Raw genomic sequence first — 17,076 nt, 5'->3', positions numbered from 1 at the left:
TTGCGCTGGGCCAGATCAACCTTTGTGCGAACAGTTGCGTGTCGGGCATGGCGAAAAGCCGCATTTTGTTTTTTTTATGAATGTGTGATGTGAATTTATAGGAACAATGTATTAAGTATTTCTAATTTCATATTTTCGATCTTTTCACGCAATCTGAATTAAATTCTTGTAGTCTTTGTGCGATATTAAGACTGTATTGGGCGTTTCATAACCCATATGACATTTATACTGGTTTACGAATATTCAGCCGTTTAGTACTAAGGAATACAAACGTGTTTAATTTCGTAGGGTTAGTTCGTTCTTAAATAATGAATTCATGACATGGAGGGTCTATGTTGCCATTGAATGGTAAACACGGAGTTGTGATTAGTAGAGTACCGGTTATGCAAAATGGGTTAGGTAGCGTCATGTCGCATCACTTTCCCGGTTTTGAAATAACGTATTGCCGTTCGATGCAGGAGTTGACGCTACTACAGTTGCGTCGCGCTGGGGTCGTTATTGCCGATATTTCGGGTGAGTATCGCAATCCTCGCGGTACGCTTGAGCAATATTATGGATTAATGAATCAGTATCGGGATATTCACTGGATATTCCTTGTCTCGCGTCCCCTTTATCCGCTTGCAGTAGAGCTTCTTATGCGTCCGGAAAGCACGCTGCTTTCGGATATGGAACCTATTGAAGGCGTTATTAACGCTATTCGTGCGGGCAGTGAACGTGCCGAGCGAATAAGCCAGACGTTATTAATACCGGAAACGCCAGACATTGAAGAAGAGAGTGAGCAAATGATTGCGCTCACCCACTCTGAACGCAAGGTGTTGCGTTTACTAGGTAAAGGTTGGGGGATCAACCAAATTGCCACGTTACTGAATAAAAGTAATAAAACGATCAGTGCACAGAAAAACAGTGCAATGCGCCGTTTATCACTTCGCAGTAACGCCGATATGTACGCGTGGATAAGCAGTACCCAGGGAATGCGAGAACTCAGTTTAATGTCGGCTTATGGAGAGTTTGAGGAATGGAAAAGACCACTGCACCAAGACATATCGCCGTCATCGAAAGCTGCTCAATGAGCGCAGTGGGGCTGAAGCATCTCTTTGCGATGCCCACCCTGAGCCATTACCAGGTGCACCTGTATAGCAGATTCGATAGTTTTAAAGTAGCGCTCTCGGATATCTCATTCTATGCGGTTATCTATTCATTGTCAGATGAGCGTGAGGAGCGAAGAAACTGTCTGGCCTGCTTACGGGATCTCACTTTCACCCATAGCGACGTCCAGCGTATCGTGCTAGCTTCAGATGAAATGGAGGCGAGGCTGGTCAGCCATCTTTCGCCTTCTCGCTTGCATGGAATAATCAGTAAATCGGTTCCGCTAAAGCAGTTAATGGAGGGGCTAGAGACATTACTCAGCGAAACGCATCAGGTGAATGACAACCTCTACAACCATTGGTGTGTGAGCCAGAATCGTATGCTTAGTCCGACCGAAAGAGCGATTCTGCGTTATATGTCATCGGGTTTTTCAATCCCTGAAATTGCGGCACAGCTTGAACGCAACATTAAAACCATCCGGGCGCATAAATTTAACGCCATGGTAAAGCTGGGCGTCAATTCTGACGTAGGATTACTGGATGCGGCGGACATCCTGGCACATCTTCCTGCCCGGGAAGTACGTCGTACCGCTCTCACCGTTCCTTCATTCTCTTAACGTTAAGTGGTGCGCCAGAGTTCTTCTGGCGCAACGCTCAAATGCAAACATCCACCCATTTTGCTGCGGTCAACTCCGCCATTCTGTCGGGCGATATACGCACCGCACTGTGGATGGCGCCCGCTGCGGGTAATACTTCCGCGTACTGTTTTAGTGTGATGTCACAGTAAACAGCGAGCGGATTTTCCAGCCCGAAAGGGCAGACGCCGCCAACAGGATGACCTGTCAGGGTTACGACCTCATCGCAGCTGAGCATGCGGGCTTTTGCGCCGAATGTCTCTTTGAGCTTTTTGTTATCCAGACGCGCATCGCCTTTTGCGACCACCAGAATCACATCATCTTTGATTTTCAGTGACAGCGTTTTGGCAATTTGGCCAGGTTCAACGTTGTGCGCGGCAGCAGCAAGGGTAACCGTCGCTGTGCTTTGGTTAAGCTCAATGATCTCTATATCCGGAGCGTGTTCGGCGAAAAACTGCTGTACAGACTGCAAACTCATTGATTCCTCCTGACAAATATCCTGCGTAATCTGTCATAAGAATTTAGTCACTGTAAATATCCCTTAAGTAACAAATCTCCGCTGGGGCGATTTCTGGATCGCCTTCACATTCACAGAAACCGGTTACAGTAACCGGTTGCAGAGCGTGATGCAGAGATTAATACTAAGTGTGTAACTTCCCCTGTATCTAATAATAAGAGCTAATTATGAAACCATTCCGTTTGAGCAGTACCACAGGTACACGATCCGGCAAGGTTGTGACGCTGATTTATGGAACAACGTGTGACGTGAGAGCGTCCGGAACGAACGTCTGACAGGAGATCTGCTATGTCTGCCAACCATGCTGCATTTAATCTGATTTTCCGCTTCGTTGAAAATTACGTCAGCCCTATTGCCGGGCGCATCTCTTCCCAGCGCCATGTAATGGCTATTCGTGACGGGTTTATCTCAGCGATGCCGTTTATGATTGTAGGCTCGTTTTTATTAGTGTTCGCTTACCCGCCTTTTTCGCCTGATACCACCTGGGGTTTTGCTCGCGCCTGGCTGGATATGGCGAAGCAGTTTGAAGGACAAATTCTGACGCCTTTTGATATGACAATGGGAGTGATGTCCCTTTATATCTGTGCGGCTATTGCCTACAACCTGGGCAAACATTACGTTAAAACCTATCAGCTGGATCCGTTCATGTGCGCCATGCTGTCGCTGATGGCGTTTCTGCTGGTAGCCGCCCCTAAAACCAAAGGCGCTTTGCCGGTCGATAGCCTTGGAGGGACCGGTATTTTCACTGCGATTCTGGTGGCTATCTATTGCGTTGAGATGATGCGTTTCCTGAAAGCACATAATATCGGTATCCGCCTGCCAGACCAGGTTCCGCCGATGATCAAAAACTCGTTCGACCTGCTGATCCCGGTGCTGGTGGTGGTGCTGACGCTTTATCCGCTGAGCCTGCTGATCCAGTCGCAGTTCGGTATGCTGATCCCACAGGCCATCATGTCGATATTCAAACCGCTGGTCTCTGCGGCTGACTCGTTGCCTGCGATCCTGCTGGCGGTGCTGATTGGCCACCTGCTGTGGTTTGCCGGTATCCACGGCGCAGCGATTGTCTCCGGGATGCTGCAAATGTTCTGGCTGACTAACCTGGGGGCAAACCAGACCGCACTGGCGGCGAGCCTGCCTTTGCCACACATCTTTATGGAAGCCTTCTGGACGTTCTTTATTGTTATCGGCGGGTCGGGGGCGACGATGGGGCTGGTATTCTGCTATCTCCGCAGTCGCTCCGCACACCTGCGCTCCATTGGACGTCTGAGCGTGGTGCCAAGCATTTTCAATATCAATGAACCGGTGATATTTGGTACCCCGATTGTGATGAACCCGGTGTTCTTTATTCCTTTCCTGCTGGCGCCGATGGTCAACGCCGTGCTGGCATGGGCAGCGATGAAGTTTGATCTGATTGGCCGCGTGATTTCCGTTGTGCCGTGGACGGCGCCGGCTCCGGTTGGTGCCGCCTGGGCGCTGGGGTGGGATTTCCGGGCAGCCATCCTGGTGCTGGTTTTAGCCTGCGTTTCCGCCATTTTCTATTTCCCGTTCTTTAAAGTGTATGAGAAACAGTTGCTTCAGCAGGAAGCGGAAGAAGCACAGCGTAATGGGGAAGAGGAAAATCAGCAGGTCGCCTAGGTAAAAGCTAAACGGCAACGCAGGTTGCCGTTTAAGGACTACCAGAGCCGTATGTTCCCCCTCACCCCAGTCCTCTGCCTCAAGGGAGAGGGGGACGCCTGTGCAGGCATTATTTTGTGGGAAATCCTCAGCCCTGCGGGAGAGGCCATCAGGCCGGGCCGGACTACTTAAGCGTGCAATCGCCGCACTGTTGGACATCCGGCAGACGATAGCGTTGACAGCAGGTACGACGTACCAGAAGTCCCTCACGCGGAACCACGGTGCGGTAAAGAGGGTTATCCCGTCCATCCGACAGCTGTCTGTTAAAGAAGCAGCTCTGGCGCAGGGCATCAACTTTATCGTCGCCAAGCAGCGGCTTCATCTCCGTTAAATACCAGTGGATAAGATAACCGGTATTACTCCAGATCAGCTTGCCGTTAATCTCTCCCGTCGCTTCCAGCGCATCAATAACCGGGATCAGCGCTCTTGTGATCAACCGTTCCATCCGCGCCTGGGCTGACAAATGCATTGCGCTCGGATCTACATGTACATCGATCCAGAAACAGGCGGCGCGCCCGGTCTCATGAAATTCGACGTGGAAATGTTCCGAGGAGAGATCGAGCATAGTTTCCTGAGTCAACAATGCCAGCATTACTGGCGGCACCATCAGCCCGATATACCACTGTGCCCAAAGAGAAAGCAGCGGTTTGTTTTCCCGCGTGAGCGTCGGTTGGTTACGATAAATGTGGTCGGAATAGGTTGCCAGCAGCGATCGCAGTTCGGCAGGACGTTGCCACTGAGTCAGCGTCATAGCATGATGCGGGGGGGCTTCATCCAGTTTGATGAAATCCAGCAGATGGGCGCGTGTGACGGCGATTTTTTCCCGAATGGCATCCGCAAGTGTCGTTTCCCCGGCGGAGAGTGGAGCTCGCCAGATTAAAGGCTCAACGATGTGTGCAGTACGAGTCGCCATAGTGTGGATTACAAATCTAAATGATAATGATTGCCAATCCTAACTATAGATAAAACCCAGCGCAAGCGTTTTATCCTGACGCTGTGACGGCGATTTCAGGCAGTGTGAAGCTCTTCGCTCAGCAGAATGCTGTTGCGTCCCATATGCTTGGCTTCATAAAGCGCTTTATCGGCTTTCGCCAGCGCGCCCTCAACGTCTTCACCTTCGAACATGGCGATGCCAATGCTGATAGTCACGTTAGTGGCGACGCTTTCGTTAAACATGTGGGGAATTTTAAGATCGTAAACCTTCTGACGTATGCGCTCTGCCGTCTGGCGCGCTTGCTCCAGCGGGATGTTGCTCAACAGAACCATAAATTCTTCTCCGCCAAACCGGGCGACGACATCGCGTGAGCGCACAGCGTCGCGGATCGCAGCCGAGACTCTGATTAAGGCCTGATCGCCCATCATATGGCCGTAATGGTCGTTGTAGGCTTTGAAATGGTCGATATCCATCAGCAGCACGAAGTGCTCGCCACTGTCAGGTCTGGGGAGATTCGCCAGCCGGCTTTGCAGGCCGCGACGGTTATATAAGCCGGTGAGCGGGTCCATCATGCTGAGATCGGTCAGGGTTTCACGCTCTTCCAGCAGTTCAGAAAGTAACTCCTGAGCAAAACGGTCATTGCGTCGCTGAAGTACATGGTGAATACCAATGGCGACTACCGGCAGCGCGAAAAAATAGACCATTCTCAGCCAGTTTTCGGACGGGCTGAGCCACAGGCAGGATATAAAAGCGGGAAAGGAATGTAACGTAAAGGCTTTAATATTACTGGCGAACGCCAGAGACCCTATAAAAAGCACTGTTAATAGCACCATCATTAAATAGGTCGCATGATCGTGTGTTATTAAGCGAAATTTTGAGACGATCTGCCAGGCCCATAAAAGCCCAAAAATAGCTGAAACAACAGGGATATTTATTTTTCGCGTGCTGTTTTTCCAGTGCCAGATGAGTAAGCCTGCGCTGATAGTCAGTACGGCAAACAGGGGGACTGATAACGCACGGACGGAATAAAGGGGATTTGTTATCGAGAACAGTGCTGATGCGGCGTTCAGTAATAAAAACAAACGTAAAGATAGCTGATATTTCTTGTTGACTAAAGACAGCCAGGATTGTGATGTCATATGCGTGCGTTTTTATTAAAACCCATTTAAAACAAGGAGCAAGGTGTTGTTATGTAATAGTGGGCGCTACAAAAATGAATTTTTATTATCAGAAAAACTTTATAGAAAGTTAACAGGTGGGCAATTTATCACCTTACACATTCTCTGTCATTATGGGAAAGCACATGCTGACGCAATTTCTTATGTCGCATACTGACAAGTGATAATTACTGTCATATGATAGTGCTTATCATTATCAATGCGAAAGGTGAAACCATGCTGAGCAAAGCGCTGGGAAGTGGTTGGGGGATATTGTTGCCTGGTTCCATCATCAGTGGACTGATGTTTGCCGATCTCCCCATTGATGTCTGGAAAGCAATGATTGTCTCAGGGTTGCTGGTGACGTCCGCGATGATCTGGCACAAACAATTACGGCACTACGTACTGCTGCCATCATGCGTTGCGTTAATCAGTGGATTGCTGGTGATTCTGATGAGCTTGAAATAAAAGAGAAAAACGAGAGGTACGGCTGAAGGAATGTAAGATAATTGGTGCGAGGGGGGGGACTTGAACCCCCACGTCCGTAAGGACACTAACACCTGAAGCTAGCGCGTCTACCAATTCCGCCACCTTCGCACAGTCATCTTACTGGTTTGATATCGCCTCGTTGGTGCGAGGGGGGGGACTCGAACCCCCACATCCTAAGGACACTAACACCTGAAGCTAGCGCGTCTACCAATTCCGCCACCTTCGCCCAGTGCGAGCAATATCAACGTGATTTATGGTGCGAGGGGGGGGACTTGAACCCCCACGTCCGTAAGGACACTAACACCTGAAGCTAGCGCGTCTACCAATTCCGCCACCTTCGCATACCATCGACACTGTAAAAGTATCGTAACCACGGAGGCGCATTCTAGATGTTTTCAGCTTTACGTCAACAGAAAATTGCGCACGTTGTTTTGATTGCTGCAAAAATGGGCGATGGCTGCGTCAGCCATCGCCGGACCGGAGGATTACTTTTTCGCCTGGCGCGTCATCACGGTGCGATAAACCTTAAAGCGGCCCGTCTGGGCGATCACCTCATGGAACCCAAAGGTTTCATCCAGCACTTTCGGGTACGCGAGGAAGGCGTTCGCCACGATACGCAGTTCGCCGCCGCTGTTGAGGTGACGGGTTGCGCCACGGATCAGCGTTTGCGCCGCTTCAAGGCTGGTCTCCATCCCGTCGTGGAACGGCGGGTTGGAGATGATCATGTCAAAGCGACCGGTCACGTCGGAGAAGACATTGCTGGCAAGCACCTCACCTTCAATGCCATTCGCAGCAAGCGTGGCGCGGCTGGCTTCCACCGCTGGGGCACTCACATCACACAGGGTTAAACGCACTTTGGGTGAGTGGCTGGCGAGAACCGTTGACAGCACGCCCGCGCCACAGCCGACGTCCAACACTTTGCCTTTAGTGTGAGGCGTCAGGGTGGACAGCAGCAGTTTACTGCCCGTATCAAGCGCGTCACGGCTGAATACGCCAGGCAGGGTTTTAATGGTCAGCCCATCAAGCTGATACTCGTCCCAGAAGGCGTTGGCATCAAATGTGGTCTGTTTTTCCAGACGGCCATGATACAGGCCGCAGCGACGGGCGCTGTCGATTTTCGTCAGCGGCGCCCAGGCTTCGAGCATCTGCTCTGCGCTACGCACCCCGCTGCGGTTCTCACCGACAACGAAAATATCGCAGCCGACCGGCAGCAGAGAAAGCAGGTTCATCAGCTGGAACTGGGCTTCCGGCTTGTTCTTCGGCCAGTAGTAAATAAGCGTATCGCAGTCAGCAATATCGCGCTGCTCCGCCACCAGACTAAAGCGCGCGCGCTCGCCCATATGACGGCTCAGCACCTGCCAGTGGTGATAGTACTGGGTGTGGGCACGGCTTTCAGCACAGTCGAAACGTGCGGGCAGGTCATCCTGCATATCTCCGGCAAACAGAATACGGCTTTCTTCGAAATCATCACTGTGACGCAGCAAGACTTCACTTGCCGGGGTAAATGCAGACATGAATTGTTCCTCAATAAACTCAGGCGGGGATTATAGTAGGTAGATGGCGCAGTTTCGACACATTTGCTATATTTGCGCGCCTGAGAGACAGGAGTTTTTGCTATGACATCCCGACGAGACTGGCAGTTGCAGCAGCTGGGCATCACCCAGTGGGCTTTGCGTCGCCCGACGGCGTTGCGGGGCGAAATAGCCATCTCCATCCCTGCGCATGTCCGCCTGGTGATGGTGGCAGAAGCGCCGCCTGCCCTGAACGAGCCCCTGATTGAGGATGTCCTTCGCAGCCTGAAGGTGACCCGCGATCAGGTATTACAGCTGGCGCCCGAAAGCGTCGCGATGCTTCCCCCTGACAGCCGCTGTAACAGCTGGCGAATCGGGGCGGTGGACGAGCTACCTCTTGAAGGAAGCCAGATCAGTTCGCCAGCGCTGGATGAACTGAAAGCCAACCCAAAAGCGCGTAGCGCGCTATGGCAACAAATTTGCGAATATGAACACGATTTCTTCCCTCACGACGGCTGACCTGACCACCGCGTTCGCGATTGAAACCCGCGCCCATGCCTTTCCGTGGAGCGAAAAGACGTTTGCCAGCAATCAGGGCGAACGTTATTTAAATTTCCGCCTGGACGTGGACGGTGCGATGGCCGCGTTCGCCATCACGCAGGTCGTTCTGGACGAAGCGACGCTGTTTAATATCGCGGTCGATCCCGCTTACCAGCGCCGCGGGCTGGGCAGGGAACTGCTTGAGCACCTCATCCGTGAGCTGGAAACCCGTGACGTTTTCACCCTGTGGCTGGAAGTGCGCGCATCTAATGTCGCCGCCATCGCGCTCTATGAAAGTTTAGGCTTCAACGAGGCGACTATCCGCCGTAACTACTACCCCACCGCAGAGGGACGTGAAGACGCCATTATCATGGCTCTGCCAATTGGATAACGAAAATAAGGTTGTAACGATGAAATGGGACTGGATTTTCTTTGATGCCGACGAAACGCTGTTTACGTTTGACTCGTTCGGCGGCCTACAGCGGATGTTTCTCGACTATAGCGTCACCTTCACCGCTGAAGATTTTCAGGACTATCAGGCGGTGAACAAACCGCTGTGGGTGGATTACCAGAACGGCGCCATCACCGCGTTACAGCTTCAGCATCAGCGTTTTGACGTGTGGGCTGAACGGTTAAACGTCAGTCCAGGGGTGCTGAACGAGGCCTTCCTGAATGCGATGGCGGACATCTGCGCGCCGCTGCCTGGCGCCATTTCTCTGCTGGATTCGCTGAAAGGGAAGGTGAAGCTTGGGATCATCACCAATGGCTTTACCGCGCTCCAGCAGATCCGCCTTGAACGCACCGGCCTGCGCGATCATTTCGACGCGCTGGTGATTTCCGAACAGGTGGGCGTACCGAAGCCGGATACGCGTATTTTCGATTATGCGCTGGCGCAAGCGGGTCATCCTGACCGCGAGCGTGTGTTGATGGTGGGGGATACGGCAGAATCTGATATTCTGGGTGGTATGAGAGCGGGTCTGTCCACCGTCTGGCTGAATGCGCATGGCCGCGCGCTGCCAGAAGGCATCGAGCCGACCTGGACCGTTACGTCATTGAACGAACTGGAGCAGCTCCTGTGTAAACAATGATTGCCTGCCCCCTGTTGATGGGTAAAATAGCCGCATTTTTCGTATTCCATGATGCGCGGCCTGCTGCCGCGCTTACCTAAGAAGAATTGATTATGACGTTGTCTCCTTATCTGCAAGAGGTGGCCAAACGCCGCACTTTTGCCATTATCTCGCACCCGGATGCCGGTAAAACGACCATCACCGAGAAGGTGCTGCTGTTCGGACAGGCGATCCAGACCGCGGGGACCGTTAAAGGCCGCGGCTCCAGCCAGCATGCAAAATCCGACTGGATGGAGATGGAAAAGCAGCGTGGTATTTCGATTACCACCTCTGTGATGCAGTTCCCGTATCACGACTGCCTGGTGAACCTGCTGGACACCCCGGGGCACGAAGACTTCTCCGAAGATACCTACCGTACCCTGACGGCGGTGGACTGCTGCCTGATGGTGATTGACGCCGCGAAAGGGGTTGAAGATCGTACCCGCAAGCTGATGGAAGTCACCCGTCTGCGCGATACGCCGATCCTCACCTTTATGAACAAACTCGACCGTGACATCCGTGACCCGATGGAGCTGATGGATGAAGTGGAAAACGAGCTGAAGATTGCCTGCGCACCAATCACCTGGCCAATTGGCTGCGGCAAGCTGTTTAAAGGGGTTTACCACCTCTATAAAGACGAAACCTATCTGTACCAGACCGGTAAAGGCCATACCATTCAGGAAGTCCGCATTGTGAAAGGTCTGGACAACCCGGAGCTGGATGCCGCTGTCGGTGAAGAGCTGGCTGCGCAGCTGCGCGATGAACTGGAGCTGGTTAAAGGCGCGTCGCACGAGTTCGACAGAGAGCTGTTCCTGAGCGGTGAAATTACTCCGGTCTTCTTCGGTACCGCGCTGGGTAACTTCGGCGTTGACCATATGCTTGACGGTCTGGTGGAGTGGGCTCCGCAGCCGATGCCGCGTAAAACCGACACCCGCGAAGTTGAAGCGAAGGAAGAGAAGTTTTCCGGCTTCGTCTTTAAAATTCAGGCCAACATGGACCCGAAACACCGCGACCGCGTCGCCTTTATGCGCGTGGTTTCCGGTAAGTACGAAAAGGGCATGAAGCTGCGTCAGGTCCGTATTGGTAAAGACGTGGTGATCTCCGACGCGCTGACCTTCATGGCGGGCGACCGTTCGCACGTGGAAGAAGCCTATCCGGGCGACATCATTGGTTTACACAACCACGGTACCATTCAGATTGGCGATACCTTCACGCAGGGCGAGATGATGAAGTTCACCGGTATTCCGAACTTCGCGCCGGAACTGTTCCGCCGTATTCGCCTGCGCGATCCGCTAAAGCAGAAGCAGCTGCTGAAAGGCCTGGTCCAGCTATCTGAAGAAGGGGCCGTACAGGTGTTCCGCCCGATCGCCAACAACGATTTGATCGTGGGCGCGGTAGGTGTGCTTCAGTTTGACGTGGTGGTTGCCCGTCTTAAGAGCGAGTACAACGTGGAAGCGATTTACGAATCGGTGAACGTGGCGACCGCCCGCTGGGTTGAATGTTCAGACGTGAAGAAATTCGAAGAATTTAAGCGTAAGAACGAAGTTCAGCTGGCGCTGGACGGTGGCGATAACCTGACCTATATCGCCCCAACCATGGTAAACCTGAACCTGACGCAGGAACGTTATCCTGATGTTCAGTTCCGCAAAACGCGCGAGCATTAATTTCCTTTCAGGGCACGGCAGCCGCCGTGCTCTTCTTTAATTCCTGTGTTATTAAACCCTTGCGGAATGTTCTTAATTCACCGCAATTTTTCGCTATTCGTTCGTTTTTTCCCCAATTCTGAATGCACCTCTCTGATTGTGATCTATATTTAACTCAGTGTTTAGCACCGGGCGTGGATGAATTAACTGTTCAATGCATGTCGATTGGTTCTCCATTTTGCCCGGATGTTAATTCGCAATATATAAAACCAAGATTTAGGGAAGTATGCCGCCCAAATAATGGGCAAAACACAGGAATAAATCGATGAATATGACAAGACTGAAGATTTCTAAAACTCTGCTGGCTGTAACGTTGGGTAGTGTCCTGGTAAGCGGTTCTGCTCTGGCGGAAACCAGCACCATGGATAAAGCACAAAATACTGCCGATACCGCAGGGGAAAAAATCGATAGCTCTATGAATAAAGTCGGTAATTTCATGGATGACAGCTCAATCACAGCAAAAGTGAAAGCCGCACTGGTGGATCATGACTCCATCAAGAGCACCGATATTTCAGTTAAAACCGACAACAAGGTTGTTACCCTGAGCGGTTTCGTTGAAAGCCAGACCCAGGCCGAAGAGGCCGTTAAAGTGGCGAAAGGCGTTGAGGGCGTAAGCTCCGTCAGCGACAAACTGCACGTACGTGACAGCAAAGAATCGTCCGTGAAGGGCTATGCCGGAGATGCAGCAACTACCAGCGAAATCAAAGCTAAACTGTTAGCTGACGACATCGTGCCATCCCGTATGGTGAAAGTTGAAACCACCGATGGTGTGGTCCAGCTGTCCGGTACGGTTGAGAATCAGGCACAAAGCGATCGTGCCGAGTCTATTGCGAAAGCTATTGATGGTGTGAAAAGCGTCAAAAACGATCTGAAAACGAAGTAAAGCAGTACCATTCGCCCGTCAGGCTCAAAACCGCGGGCGAAATAAAAACGATTCTGGAAAAGCCGGTGAGTGACCTGAGCGCTCACGTTTAGCGGCCGACATTAACTATGGTAAAGGAGAGGCTTATGTTTCGTTGGGGCATTATATTTCTGGTTATCGCGTTAATTGCCGCCGCATTGGGCTTTGGTGGACTGGCGGGTACCGCGGCATGGGCAGCTAAAATTGTCTTCGTCGTGGGTATTATTCTGTTCCTGGTCAGCCTGTTTACGGGTCGACGTCGCCCGTAGCAAACGCAATATTTATTAAACAAACTCAAGCCAGTCCTCGTGACTGGCTTTTCTCATTTGAGAACCACCGGGGAAGTGCGTTACTGTGTCTCATCAAAATAATGAAAACAGGAAGGCAGAGGTGGGGCAACGAATTCCCGTGACGCTCGGCAATATTGCGCCGCTGACGTTAAAACCGTTTCATGTAGGCCAGCTTGCGCTGGTCTGTGAAGGGGGCGGGCAGCGCGGTATTTTTACAGCCGGCGTGCTCGACGAATTTATGCGCGCGCAATTCAACCCGTTCGATCTCTATTTTGGCACCTCTGCCGGGGCGCAGAACCTCTCTGCCTATGTCTGCAACCAGCCCGGCTATGCGCGCAAAGTAATTATGCGCTACACCACCTCCAAAGAATTCTTCAACCCGGTACGCTTTGTGCGCGGCGGGAACCTGATCGATCTCGACTGGTTACTGGATGCCACCTCCAGCCAGATGCCGCTGGCCATGGATACCGCGTCACGACTGTTCGATACCGGCAAAGCGTTCTGGATGTGCGCCAGCCGTGGCGATGACTATTCGCCGGGTTATTTTTCGCCGCAGAAAGAGAACTGGCTGGATATCATTCGCGCGTCCAGCGCGATCCCTGGTTTCTACCGCACCGGCGCCCTGCTGGAGGGGATAAGCTATCTTGACGGGGGTATCAGCGACGCGGTGCCGGTACAGGAGGCGGCGCGGCGCGGGGCAAAAACCATTGTGGTGATCCGCACGGTGCCCTCGCAGATGTATTACACCCCACAGTGGTTTAAGCGGATGGAACGCTGGCTGGGCGACAGCAGCCTGCAACCGCTGGTGAATATTGCGAAGCAGCATGAAACGACCTACGGCGCGATGCAGCGTTTTATTGAAAAACCACCGGGCAAGCTGCGCATCTTTGAAATTTATCCGCCTAAGCCGCTGCTGAGCATGGCGTTGGGCAGTCGGCTGCCGGCGTTGCGTATGGATTACAAAACGGGGCGGCTCTGCGGGCGTTACTTCCTGGCGACCGTCGGAAAAATGCTGGCCGAGCAACCGCCTGTTCAACGGCATAAAAGCATCATTTTGCCGCCCGCTATTGTGGCCAATGATGCGGTGGCGATGCCGCTGGTGGACGCGCCCCAGGCCAACGATGGCTTACTCGATAACGAGGATCTGGCGTGACGCACTGCTTTATCGATACCCATTGTCACTTTGATTTCCCGCCGTTTAGCGGGGAGGAGAGATCAAGCATTGAGCGCGCGGCTCAGGCCGGTGTGAAAGCCATTATTGTGCCCGCTATTGAAGCGGCAAGATTCGAGAAAGTCCTGGCGCTTGCCCGGGGGCACAATGCGCTGTACGCCGCGCTGGGTCTGCATCCGATCGTTATTGAGCATCATCTTGATGAACATATCGACAGACTGGATGCCATGCTACAAAACGCGCATACCAGGCTGGTTGCCATCGGTGAGATCGGCCTCGATCTCTATCGCGAAGATCCGCAGTTTGAACGCCAGCAGACGATCCTGGATGCGCAGCTTCGGCTGGCAAAGCGCCACGATCTGCCGGTGATCCTCCACTCCAGGCGTACCCATGACAAGCTGGCTATGCACCTGAAGCGCATCGACGTTCCGCGCAGGGGCGTAGTCCACGGCTTCGCTGGAAGCCTTCAGCAGGCGCAGCGATTTATCGACCTGGGCTATAAAATTGGCGTTGGTGGCACCATCACCTATCCGCGTGCCAGCAAAACCCGTGATGTGATGGCGCAACTCCCGCTGACCTCGCTCCTGCTGGAAACGGATGCGCCTGACATGCCACTGAATGGTTTTCAGGGCCAGCCCAACCGCCCGGAGCAGGCGGCGCGCGTTTTTGAAGTGCTGTGTGAGCTGCGTCAGGAGCCTGAAGATGTGATTGCCAGCGCACTGCTGGAAAATACCCGTGCGGTCTTCGGCATCACGCTATAGATAAAGAGCCGGGCGGATCACCGTAATTTGCTGCTGTTCCAGGGCCAGCGCCAGCGGCTCGATGTCCTCCGGCGTGGCGCTCCGCCATCGCGATGCCTCCCCGTAAACCCCATGGGCATGAAACGCATTGATCCGCACCGGAACGTTCCCCAACGCACGGATAAAAGCAGTCAGCGATGGCAGATGTTGCAGATAATCACACCGATCGGGGATCACCAGCAGGCGCAGCTCCGTCAGGCGATGGCGATCGGCCAGCCAGCGGATGCTGTGCTTAATCTGCGGATTTTCGCGCCCGGTCAGATAACGGTGATGCTCATTGCCCCAGGCTTTCAGATCTACCATCGCGCCGTCAAACACCGGTAACAGCTTTTGCCAGCCGGTTTCGCTTAACAGGCCGTTGCTGTCCACCAGGCACGTCAGATGGCGCAGGGACGGATCGGCTTTGATCGCGGTGAACAGCGCAACCACAAACGGCAGCTGCGTGGTGGCCTCACCTCCGCTGACGGTCACGCCCTCAATAAACGGCGCGGACGTGCGAACCCGGGAGAGGATCTCCTCGACGCTGTAGCGCTGCGCCATCGGCGTCGCCTGCTGCTGACACAGGTGCAGACAGGTGTCGCACTGCTGACAGTGACTCTCCTGCCACCAGACGCGCCCGGCCTGAATTGCCAGCGCATCATGAGGGCAGTGGGGAACGCAGTCGCCGCAGTCATTGCAGCGCCCTATCGTCCACGGGTTGTGGCAGGTTTTGCAGCGCAGGTTACAGCCCTGAAGGAAAAGTGCCAGGCGGCTGCCCGGCCCGTCCACGCAGGAAAACGGAATGACCTGGCTAACTAAAGCGCATCTGCTGTTCATGGCTTATCACGCGAGGCCGTCGTTCCATGATACGGGTATTGCGCGCGGCCTCCTCGCCGAGCCAGGTGGTGTTAGTGCGCGAGCCAGCCTCCCGATATTTCTCCAGATCGGAGAGCCGCACCATATACCCGGTGACGCGCACCAGGTCGTTTCCGGCTACATTCGCGGTAAACTCACGCATACCGGCGTTGAACGCTCCCAGGCACAGCTGCACCACAGCCTGAGGATTGCGTTTGACCGTCTCATCCAGGGTGAGAATATCGCTGATCCCCGAATGATAGTGCTTATGGTGCGGCGCCACGGCCAGCAGGTGGCTGATAGGATCCGGCTCATCACCGTACGGCAGTCGCGCTCCCGGCGTGGTGCCAGAATCGGAACTGATCCCTGACTGGGCATGCAGTAACGCGCGGTGCTGCCAGCCGTGTTTCACCGGCGTATTTTCAACAAACGCCGCAAGCTGTTCACTGATGCGGTAGCCCAGCGCATTGGCCCGTTCGTTTTTACCGTAACGTTCCGCCATGCCTGCTTTCTCGCACAGCACGTTCACCGCTTCGGCCAGACCGTACATGCCAAACATCGGCACAAAGCGATCGGCATCAATCAGTCCTTCTTTCACCAGGAAGCTATTCTCAAAGAAGCCGGACTGTTCATATAAAAAATCGCAGCGCGCGTCGATTATTGCGATTTGCTGCTGACAGTAGTGGGGCAGGGTACGGGTGAAAAAGTCTTCCGGGGAGTGGCTGTGCTCCGCGATCGCTTTCAGGTTAAGGCGCACCAGCGTGCTGCCGCCGCCCGCGAGCGGCAGGGAGTTGTAACAGCTCACCACGCCATATCGACCTTTTGTGAAAATTTTATCATTCACCGGGCCGTTGGAAATATGCGGCTTGCTACACGCACAAATATTTTCCGCCACGCTCAGCAGCAGATCGCCGGGAGTGACATCCGGGTCGTAGATAAAGGTCAGGTTCGGTGCAACCTGCTTCAGTTCTGCATCCGCACGCAGGATGGCTCGGGTAACAGGCGTATCTGCCGGGCCGATATTGGCATGCATAAACGCATCGGGCAGGGTTCTGTCCAGGTAACGCCAGAAACGTTTTATTCGGCTATCGATTTCATCCTGTGTTAGAATTTTAACATAGGGATTGAGTATCTCATCGAGCTGGCCCAGATAAACCGGCATCGATGTGACGGACGGTACATGGTGATAAAGAATAGTGAGCAGCGAGAGGGCATCATCCAGATCTTTCGCCCCTTCCAGCTCCAGCCATTCTGAACCGTTAGTCAGGAATTTAGCGTAATCTGGTAGCACGTAACGCGGTTTGTATGGCGCATGGCCTTCGAACATATCGCAGATGAATCCCTCGTCCAGCGCGGCACGGGCCGCTTCTGGCAGACCGGGGTAGGACAAATTGTTCTCCGCTTCCAGCGCCAGAAAATGACGTTTTTGTTCCGGGGTTAACACCGGGCTGGTCACAATGTGCTGGCAACGTTGTTGCATGGCGTCGGGCATGATCGCTTCCTTGATTGTTCGGCGGACGGTGAACGAATTGTAGGAACTCCGTCTGGCGGCGCTTTTGATCCGACAGGGGATATCGTCGGTTTAGCCAGCAATTAACGCGCTAAAGTTTGAAGAAGATCTCATTCCATTAATGCAAATTTGCACGCAGTTTTCATTAACTGTGATGAATGTCGAAGTGCGGATGCGGGTGAATGTTAGAATACTCACAGACCCGCAAGGAAAAATTGA

The 17,076-nt window shown here is 53.2% G+C and carries 18 protein-coding genes and 3 tRNA genes; 12 read left to right on the top strand and 9 right to left on the bottom strand.

Annotation, left to right across the window (positions count from 1 at the left end; all coding sequences use genetic code 11):
• Window positions 1-332: 332 nt before the first annotated feature.
• Both G6Q29_RS08350 and bglJ read left to right on the top strand, forming a co-directional pair.
• Complete coding sequence (locus G6Q29_RS08350) at window positions 333-1,070, top strand: helix-turn-helix transcriptional regulator (RefSeq protein WP_165465230.1); 738 nt, start codon at window positions 333-335, stop codon at window positions 1,068-1,070.
• Window positions 1,067-1,702, top strand: coding sequence for a DNA-binding transcriptional activator BglJ (gene bglJ, locus G6Q29_RS08345; protein WP_165465414.1), 636 nt, complete (start codon window positions 1,067-1,069; stop codon window positions 1,700-1,702). The genes G6Q29_RS08350 and bglJ overlap by 4 nt, the downstream gene beginning before the upstream one ends.
• 37 nt (window positions 1,703-1,739) lie before the next feature.
• Here bglJ and G6Q29_RS08340 read toward each other — a convergent pair whose 3' ends face one another.
• On the bottom strand, window positions 1,740-2,198 hold the full coding sequence (locus G6Q29_RS08340; protein ID WP_165465229.1) for a YbaK/EbsC family protein: 459 nt from the start codon (window positions 2,196-2,198) through the stop codon (window positions 1,740-1,742).
• A 327-nt stretch (window positions 2,199-2,525) separates the two neighbouring features.
• On the opposite strand from G6Q29_RS08340, the gene G6Q29_RS08335 reads away from it, so the two are divergent.
• Window positions 2,526-3,872, top strand: a complete 1,347-nt coding sequence (locus G6Q29_RS08335) for a PTS sugar transporter subunit IIC (RefSeq protein WP_165465228.1) — start codon at window positions 2,526-2,528, stop codon at window positions 3,870-3,872.
• Between the two features lie 163 nt (window positions 3,873-4,035).
• Here the strand turns inward: G6Q29_RS08335 and fhuF are convergent, their stop codons facing one another.
• A complete protein-coding gene (gene fhuF, locus G6Q29_RS08330; protein WP_165465227.1) occupies window positions 4,036-4,824 on the bottom strand; it encodes a siderophore-iron reductase FhuF in 789 nt (262 codons plus the stop codon).
• Between the two features lie 95 nt (window positions 4,825-4,919).
• On the bottom strand, window positions 4,920-5,984 hold the full coding sequence (locus G6Q29_RS08325; RefSeq protein WP_165465226.1) for a GGDEF domain-containing protein: 1,065 nt from the start codon (window positions 5,982-5,984) through the stop codon (window positions 4,920-4,922).
• Window positions 5,985-6,200: 216 nt separating this feature from the next.
• Between G6Q29_RS08325 and G6Q29_RS08320 the strand changes: the two genes are divergently transcribed.
• Window positions 6,201-6,470, top strand: coding sequence for a DUF1435 domain-containing protein (locus G6Q29_RS08320; RefSeq protein WP_207309782.1), 270 nt, complete (start codon window positions 6,201-6,203; stop codon window positions 6,468-6,470).
• A 42-nt stretch (window positions 6,471-6,512) separates the two neighbouring features.
• Here G6Q29_RS08320 and G6Q29_RS08315 read toward each other — a convergent pair.
• The 4 genes from G6Q29_RS08315 to rsmC form a co-directional block, all read right to left on the bottom strand.
• Window positions 6,513-6,599, bottom strand: a tRNA-Leu gene (locus tag G6Q29_RS08315).
• Window positions 6,600-6,631: 32 nt separating this feature from the next.
• Window positions 6,632-6,717: transfer RNA gene (locus G6Q29_RS08310), tRNA-Leu, on the bottom strand.
• 28 nt (window positions 6,718-6,745) lie between these two features.
• Window positions 6,746-6,832, bottom strand: a tRNA-Leu gene (locus G6Q29_RS08305).
• Window positions 6,833-6,976: 144 nt separating this feature from the next.
• Window positions 6,977-8,005, bottom strand: coding sequence for a 16S rRNA (guanine(1207)-N(2))-methyltransferase RsmC (rsmC, locus tag G6Q29_RS08300; protein WP_165465225.1), 1,029 nt, complete (start codon window positions 8,003-8,005; stop codon window positions 6,977-6,979).
• A 102-nt stretch (window positions 8,006-8,107) separates the two neighbouring features.
• Between rsmC and G6Q29_RS08295 the strand changes: the two genes are divergently transcribed.
• The 8 genes from G6Q29_RS08295 (at window position 8,108) to G6Q29_RS08260 (ending at window position 14,474) form a co-directional block, all read left to right on the top strand.
• Entirely contained in the window at window positions 8,108-8,521 is a 414-nt protein-coding gene (locus tag G6Q29_RS08295) for a DNA polymerase III subunit psi (RefSeq protein ID WP_125358550.1), read from the top strand.
• Window positions 8,490-8,933 (top strand): ribosomal protein S18-alanine N-acetyltransferase, encoded by a 444-nt coding sequence (rimI, locus tag G6Q29_RS08290; RefSeq protein ID WP_165465224.1) that lies wholly within the window; start codon window positions 8,490-8,492, stop codon window positions 8,931-8,933. The genes G6Q29_RS08295 and rimI overlap by 32 nt, the downstream gene beginning before the upstream one ends.
• 19 nt (window positions 8,934-8,952) lie before the next feature.
• The gene (gene yjjG, locus G6Q29_RS08285; RefSeq protein ID WP_165465223.1) at window positions 8,953-9,630 is read left to right on the top strand and encodes a pyrimidine 5'-nucleotidase; all 678 of its coding nucleotides are present in this window, start codon (window positions 8,953-8,955) and stop codon (window positions 9,628-9,630) included.
• 92 nt (window positions 9,631-9,722) lie between these two features.
• Window positions 9,723-11,312, top strand: coding sequence for a peptide chain release factor 3 (gene prfC, locus G6Q29_RS08280; protein ID WP_006810210.1), 1,590 nt, complete (start codon window positions 9,723-9,725; stop codon window positions 11,310-11,312).
• 304 nt (window positions 11,313-11,616) lie between these two features.
• The gene (osmY, locus tag G6Q29_RS08275; RefSeq protein WP_165465222.1) at window positions 11,617-12,234 is read left to right on the top strand and encodes a molecular chaperone OsmY; all 618 of its coding nucleotides are present in this window, start codon (window positions 11,617-11,619) and stop codon (window positions 12,232-12,234) included.
• A 125-nt stretch (window positions 12,235-12,359) separates the two neighbouring features.
• Window positions 12,360-12,521: a DUF1328 domain-containing protein gene (locus G6Q29_RS08270; protein ID WP_003856556.1), complete on the top strand. Its 162-nt coding sequence runs from the start codon at window positions 12,360-12,362 to the stop codon at window positions 12,519-12,521.
• 121 nt (window positions 12,522-12,642) lie between these two features.
• A complete protein-coding gene (locus G6Q29_RS08265) occupies window positions 12,643-13,695 on the top strand; it encodes a patatin-like phospholipase family protein (RefSeq protein ID WP_165465221.1) in 1,053 nt (350 codons plus the stop codon).
• Window positions 13,692-14,474: a TatD family hydrolase gene (locus G6Q29_RS08260; RefSeq protein ID WP_165465220.1), complete on the top strand. Its 783-nt coding sequence runs from the start codon at window positions 13,692-13,694 to the stop codon at window positions 14,472-14,474. Before G6Q29_RS08265 ends, G6Q29_RS08260 begins: the two co-directional genes overlap by 4 nt.
• Here G6Q29_RS08260 and G6Q29_RS08255 read toward each other — a convergent pair.
• Both G6Q29_RS08255 and G6Q29_RS08250 read right to left on the bottom strand, forming a co-directional pair.
• The gene (locus tag G6Q29_RS08255; RefSeq protein ID WP_165465219.1) at window positions 14,469-15,329 is read right to left on the bottom strand and encodes a YjjW family glycine radical enzyme activase; all 861 of its coding nucleotides are present in this window, start codon (window positions 15,327-15,329) and stop codon (window positions 14,469-14,471) included. The two genes, G6Q29_RS08260 and G6Q29_RS08255, sit on opposite strands and share 6 nt — an antisense overlap.
• Window positions 15,304-16,839 (bottom strand): YjjI family glycine radical enzyme, encoded by a 1,536-nt coding sequence (locus G6Q29_RS08250; RefSeq protein WP_165465218.1) that lies wholly within the window; start codon window positions 16,837-16,839, stop codon window positions 15,304-15,306. The genes G6Q29_RS08255 and G6Q29_RS08250 overlap by 26 nt, the downstream gene beginning before the upstream one ends.
• Window positions 16,840-17,076 lie beyond the last annotated feature (237 nt).

Source organism: Enterobacter cloacae, from assembly GCF_011078175.1.
In the GTDB taxonomy this organism is placed as follows: Bacteria; Pseudomonadota; Gammaproteobacteria; order Enterobacterales; family Enterobacteriaceae; genus Enterobacter; species Enterobacter cloacae_Q.
The sequence above is the reverse complement of the archived record's forward strand: the minus strand, read 5'-3'. Positions and strand labels throughout refer to the sequence as shown.

Bases quoted from the DNA above. Each gene is read 5' to 3' on its own strand.
- G6Q29_RS08350 (WP_165465230.1), top strand. From the start codon at position 333: ATGTTGCCATTGAATGGTAAACACGGAGTTGTGATTAGTAGAGTACCG.
- bglJ (WP_165465414.1), top strand. From the start codon at position 1,067: ATGAGCGCAGTGGGGCTGAAGCATCTCTTTGCGATGCCCACCCTGAGC.
- G6Q29_RS08340 (WP_165465229.1), bottom strand. From the start codon at position 2,198: ATGAGTTTGCAGTCTGTACAGCAGTTTTTCGCCGAACACGCTCCGGAT.
- G6Q29_RS08335 (WP_165465228.1), top strand. From the start codon at position 2,526: ATGTCTGCCAACCATGCTGCATTTAATCTGATTTTCCGCTTCGTTGAA.
- fhuF (WP_165465227.1), bottom strand. From the start codon at position 4,824: ATGGCGACTCGTACTGCACACATCGTTGAGCCTTTAATCTGGCGAGCT.
- G6Q29_RS08325 (WP_165465226.1), bottom strand. From the start codon at position 5,984: ATGACATCACAATCCTGGCTGTCTTTAGTCAACAAGAAATATCAGCTA.
- G6Q29_RS08320 (WP_207309782.1), top strand. From the start codon at position 6,201: ATGATAGTGCTTATCATTATCAATGCGAAAGGTGAAACCATGCTGAGC.
- rsmC (WP_165465225.1), bottom strand. From the start codon at position 8,005: ATGTCTGCATTTACCCCGGCAAGTGAAGTCTTGCTGCGTCACAGTGAT.
- G6Q29_RS08295 (WP_125358550.1), top strand. From the start codon at position 8,108: ATGACATCCCGACGAGACTGGCAGTTGCAGCAGCTGGGCATCACCCAG.
- rimI (WP_165465224.1), top strand. From the start codon at position 8,490: ATGAACACGATTTCTTCCCTCACGACGGCTGACCTGACCACCGCGTTC.
- yjjG (WP_165465223.1), top strand. From the start codon at position 8,953: ATGAAATGGGACTGGATTTTCTTTGATGCCGACGAAACGCTGTTTACG.
- prfC (WP_006810210.1), top strand. From the start codon at position 9,723: ATGACGTTGTCTCCTTATCTGCAAGAGGTGGCCAAACGCCGCACTTTT.
- osmY (WP_165465222.1), top strand. From the start codon at position 11,617: ATGAATATGACAAGACTGAAGATTTCTAAAACTCTGCTGGCTGTAACG.
- G6Q29_RS08270 (WP_003856556.1), top strand. From the start codon at position 12,360: ATGTTTCGTTGGGGCATTATATTTCTGGTTATCGCGTTAATTGCCGCC.
- G6Q29_RS08255 (WP_165465219.1), bottom strand. From the start codon at position 15,329: ATGAACAGCAGATGCGCTTTAGTTAGCCAGGTCATTCCGTTTTCCTGC.
- G6Q29_RS08250 (WP_165465218.1), bottom strand. From the start codon at position 16,839: ATGCCCGACGCCATGCAACAACGTTGCCAGCACATTGTGACCAGCCCG.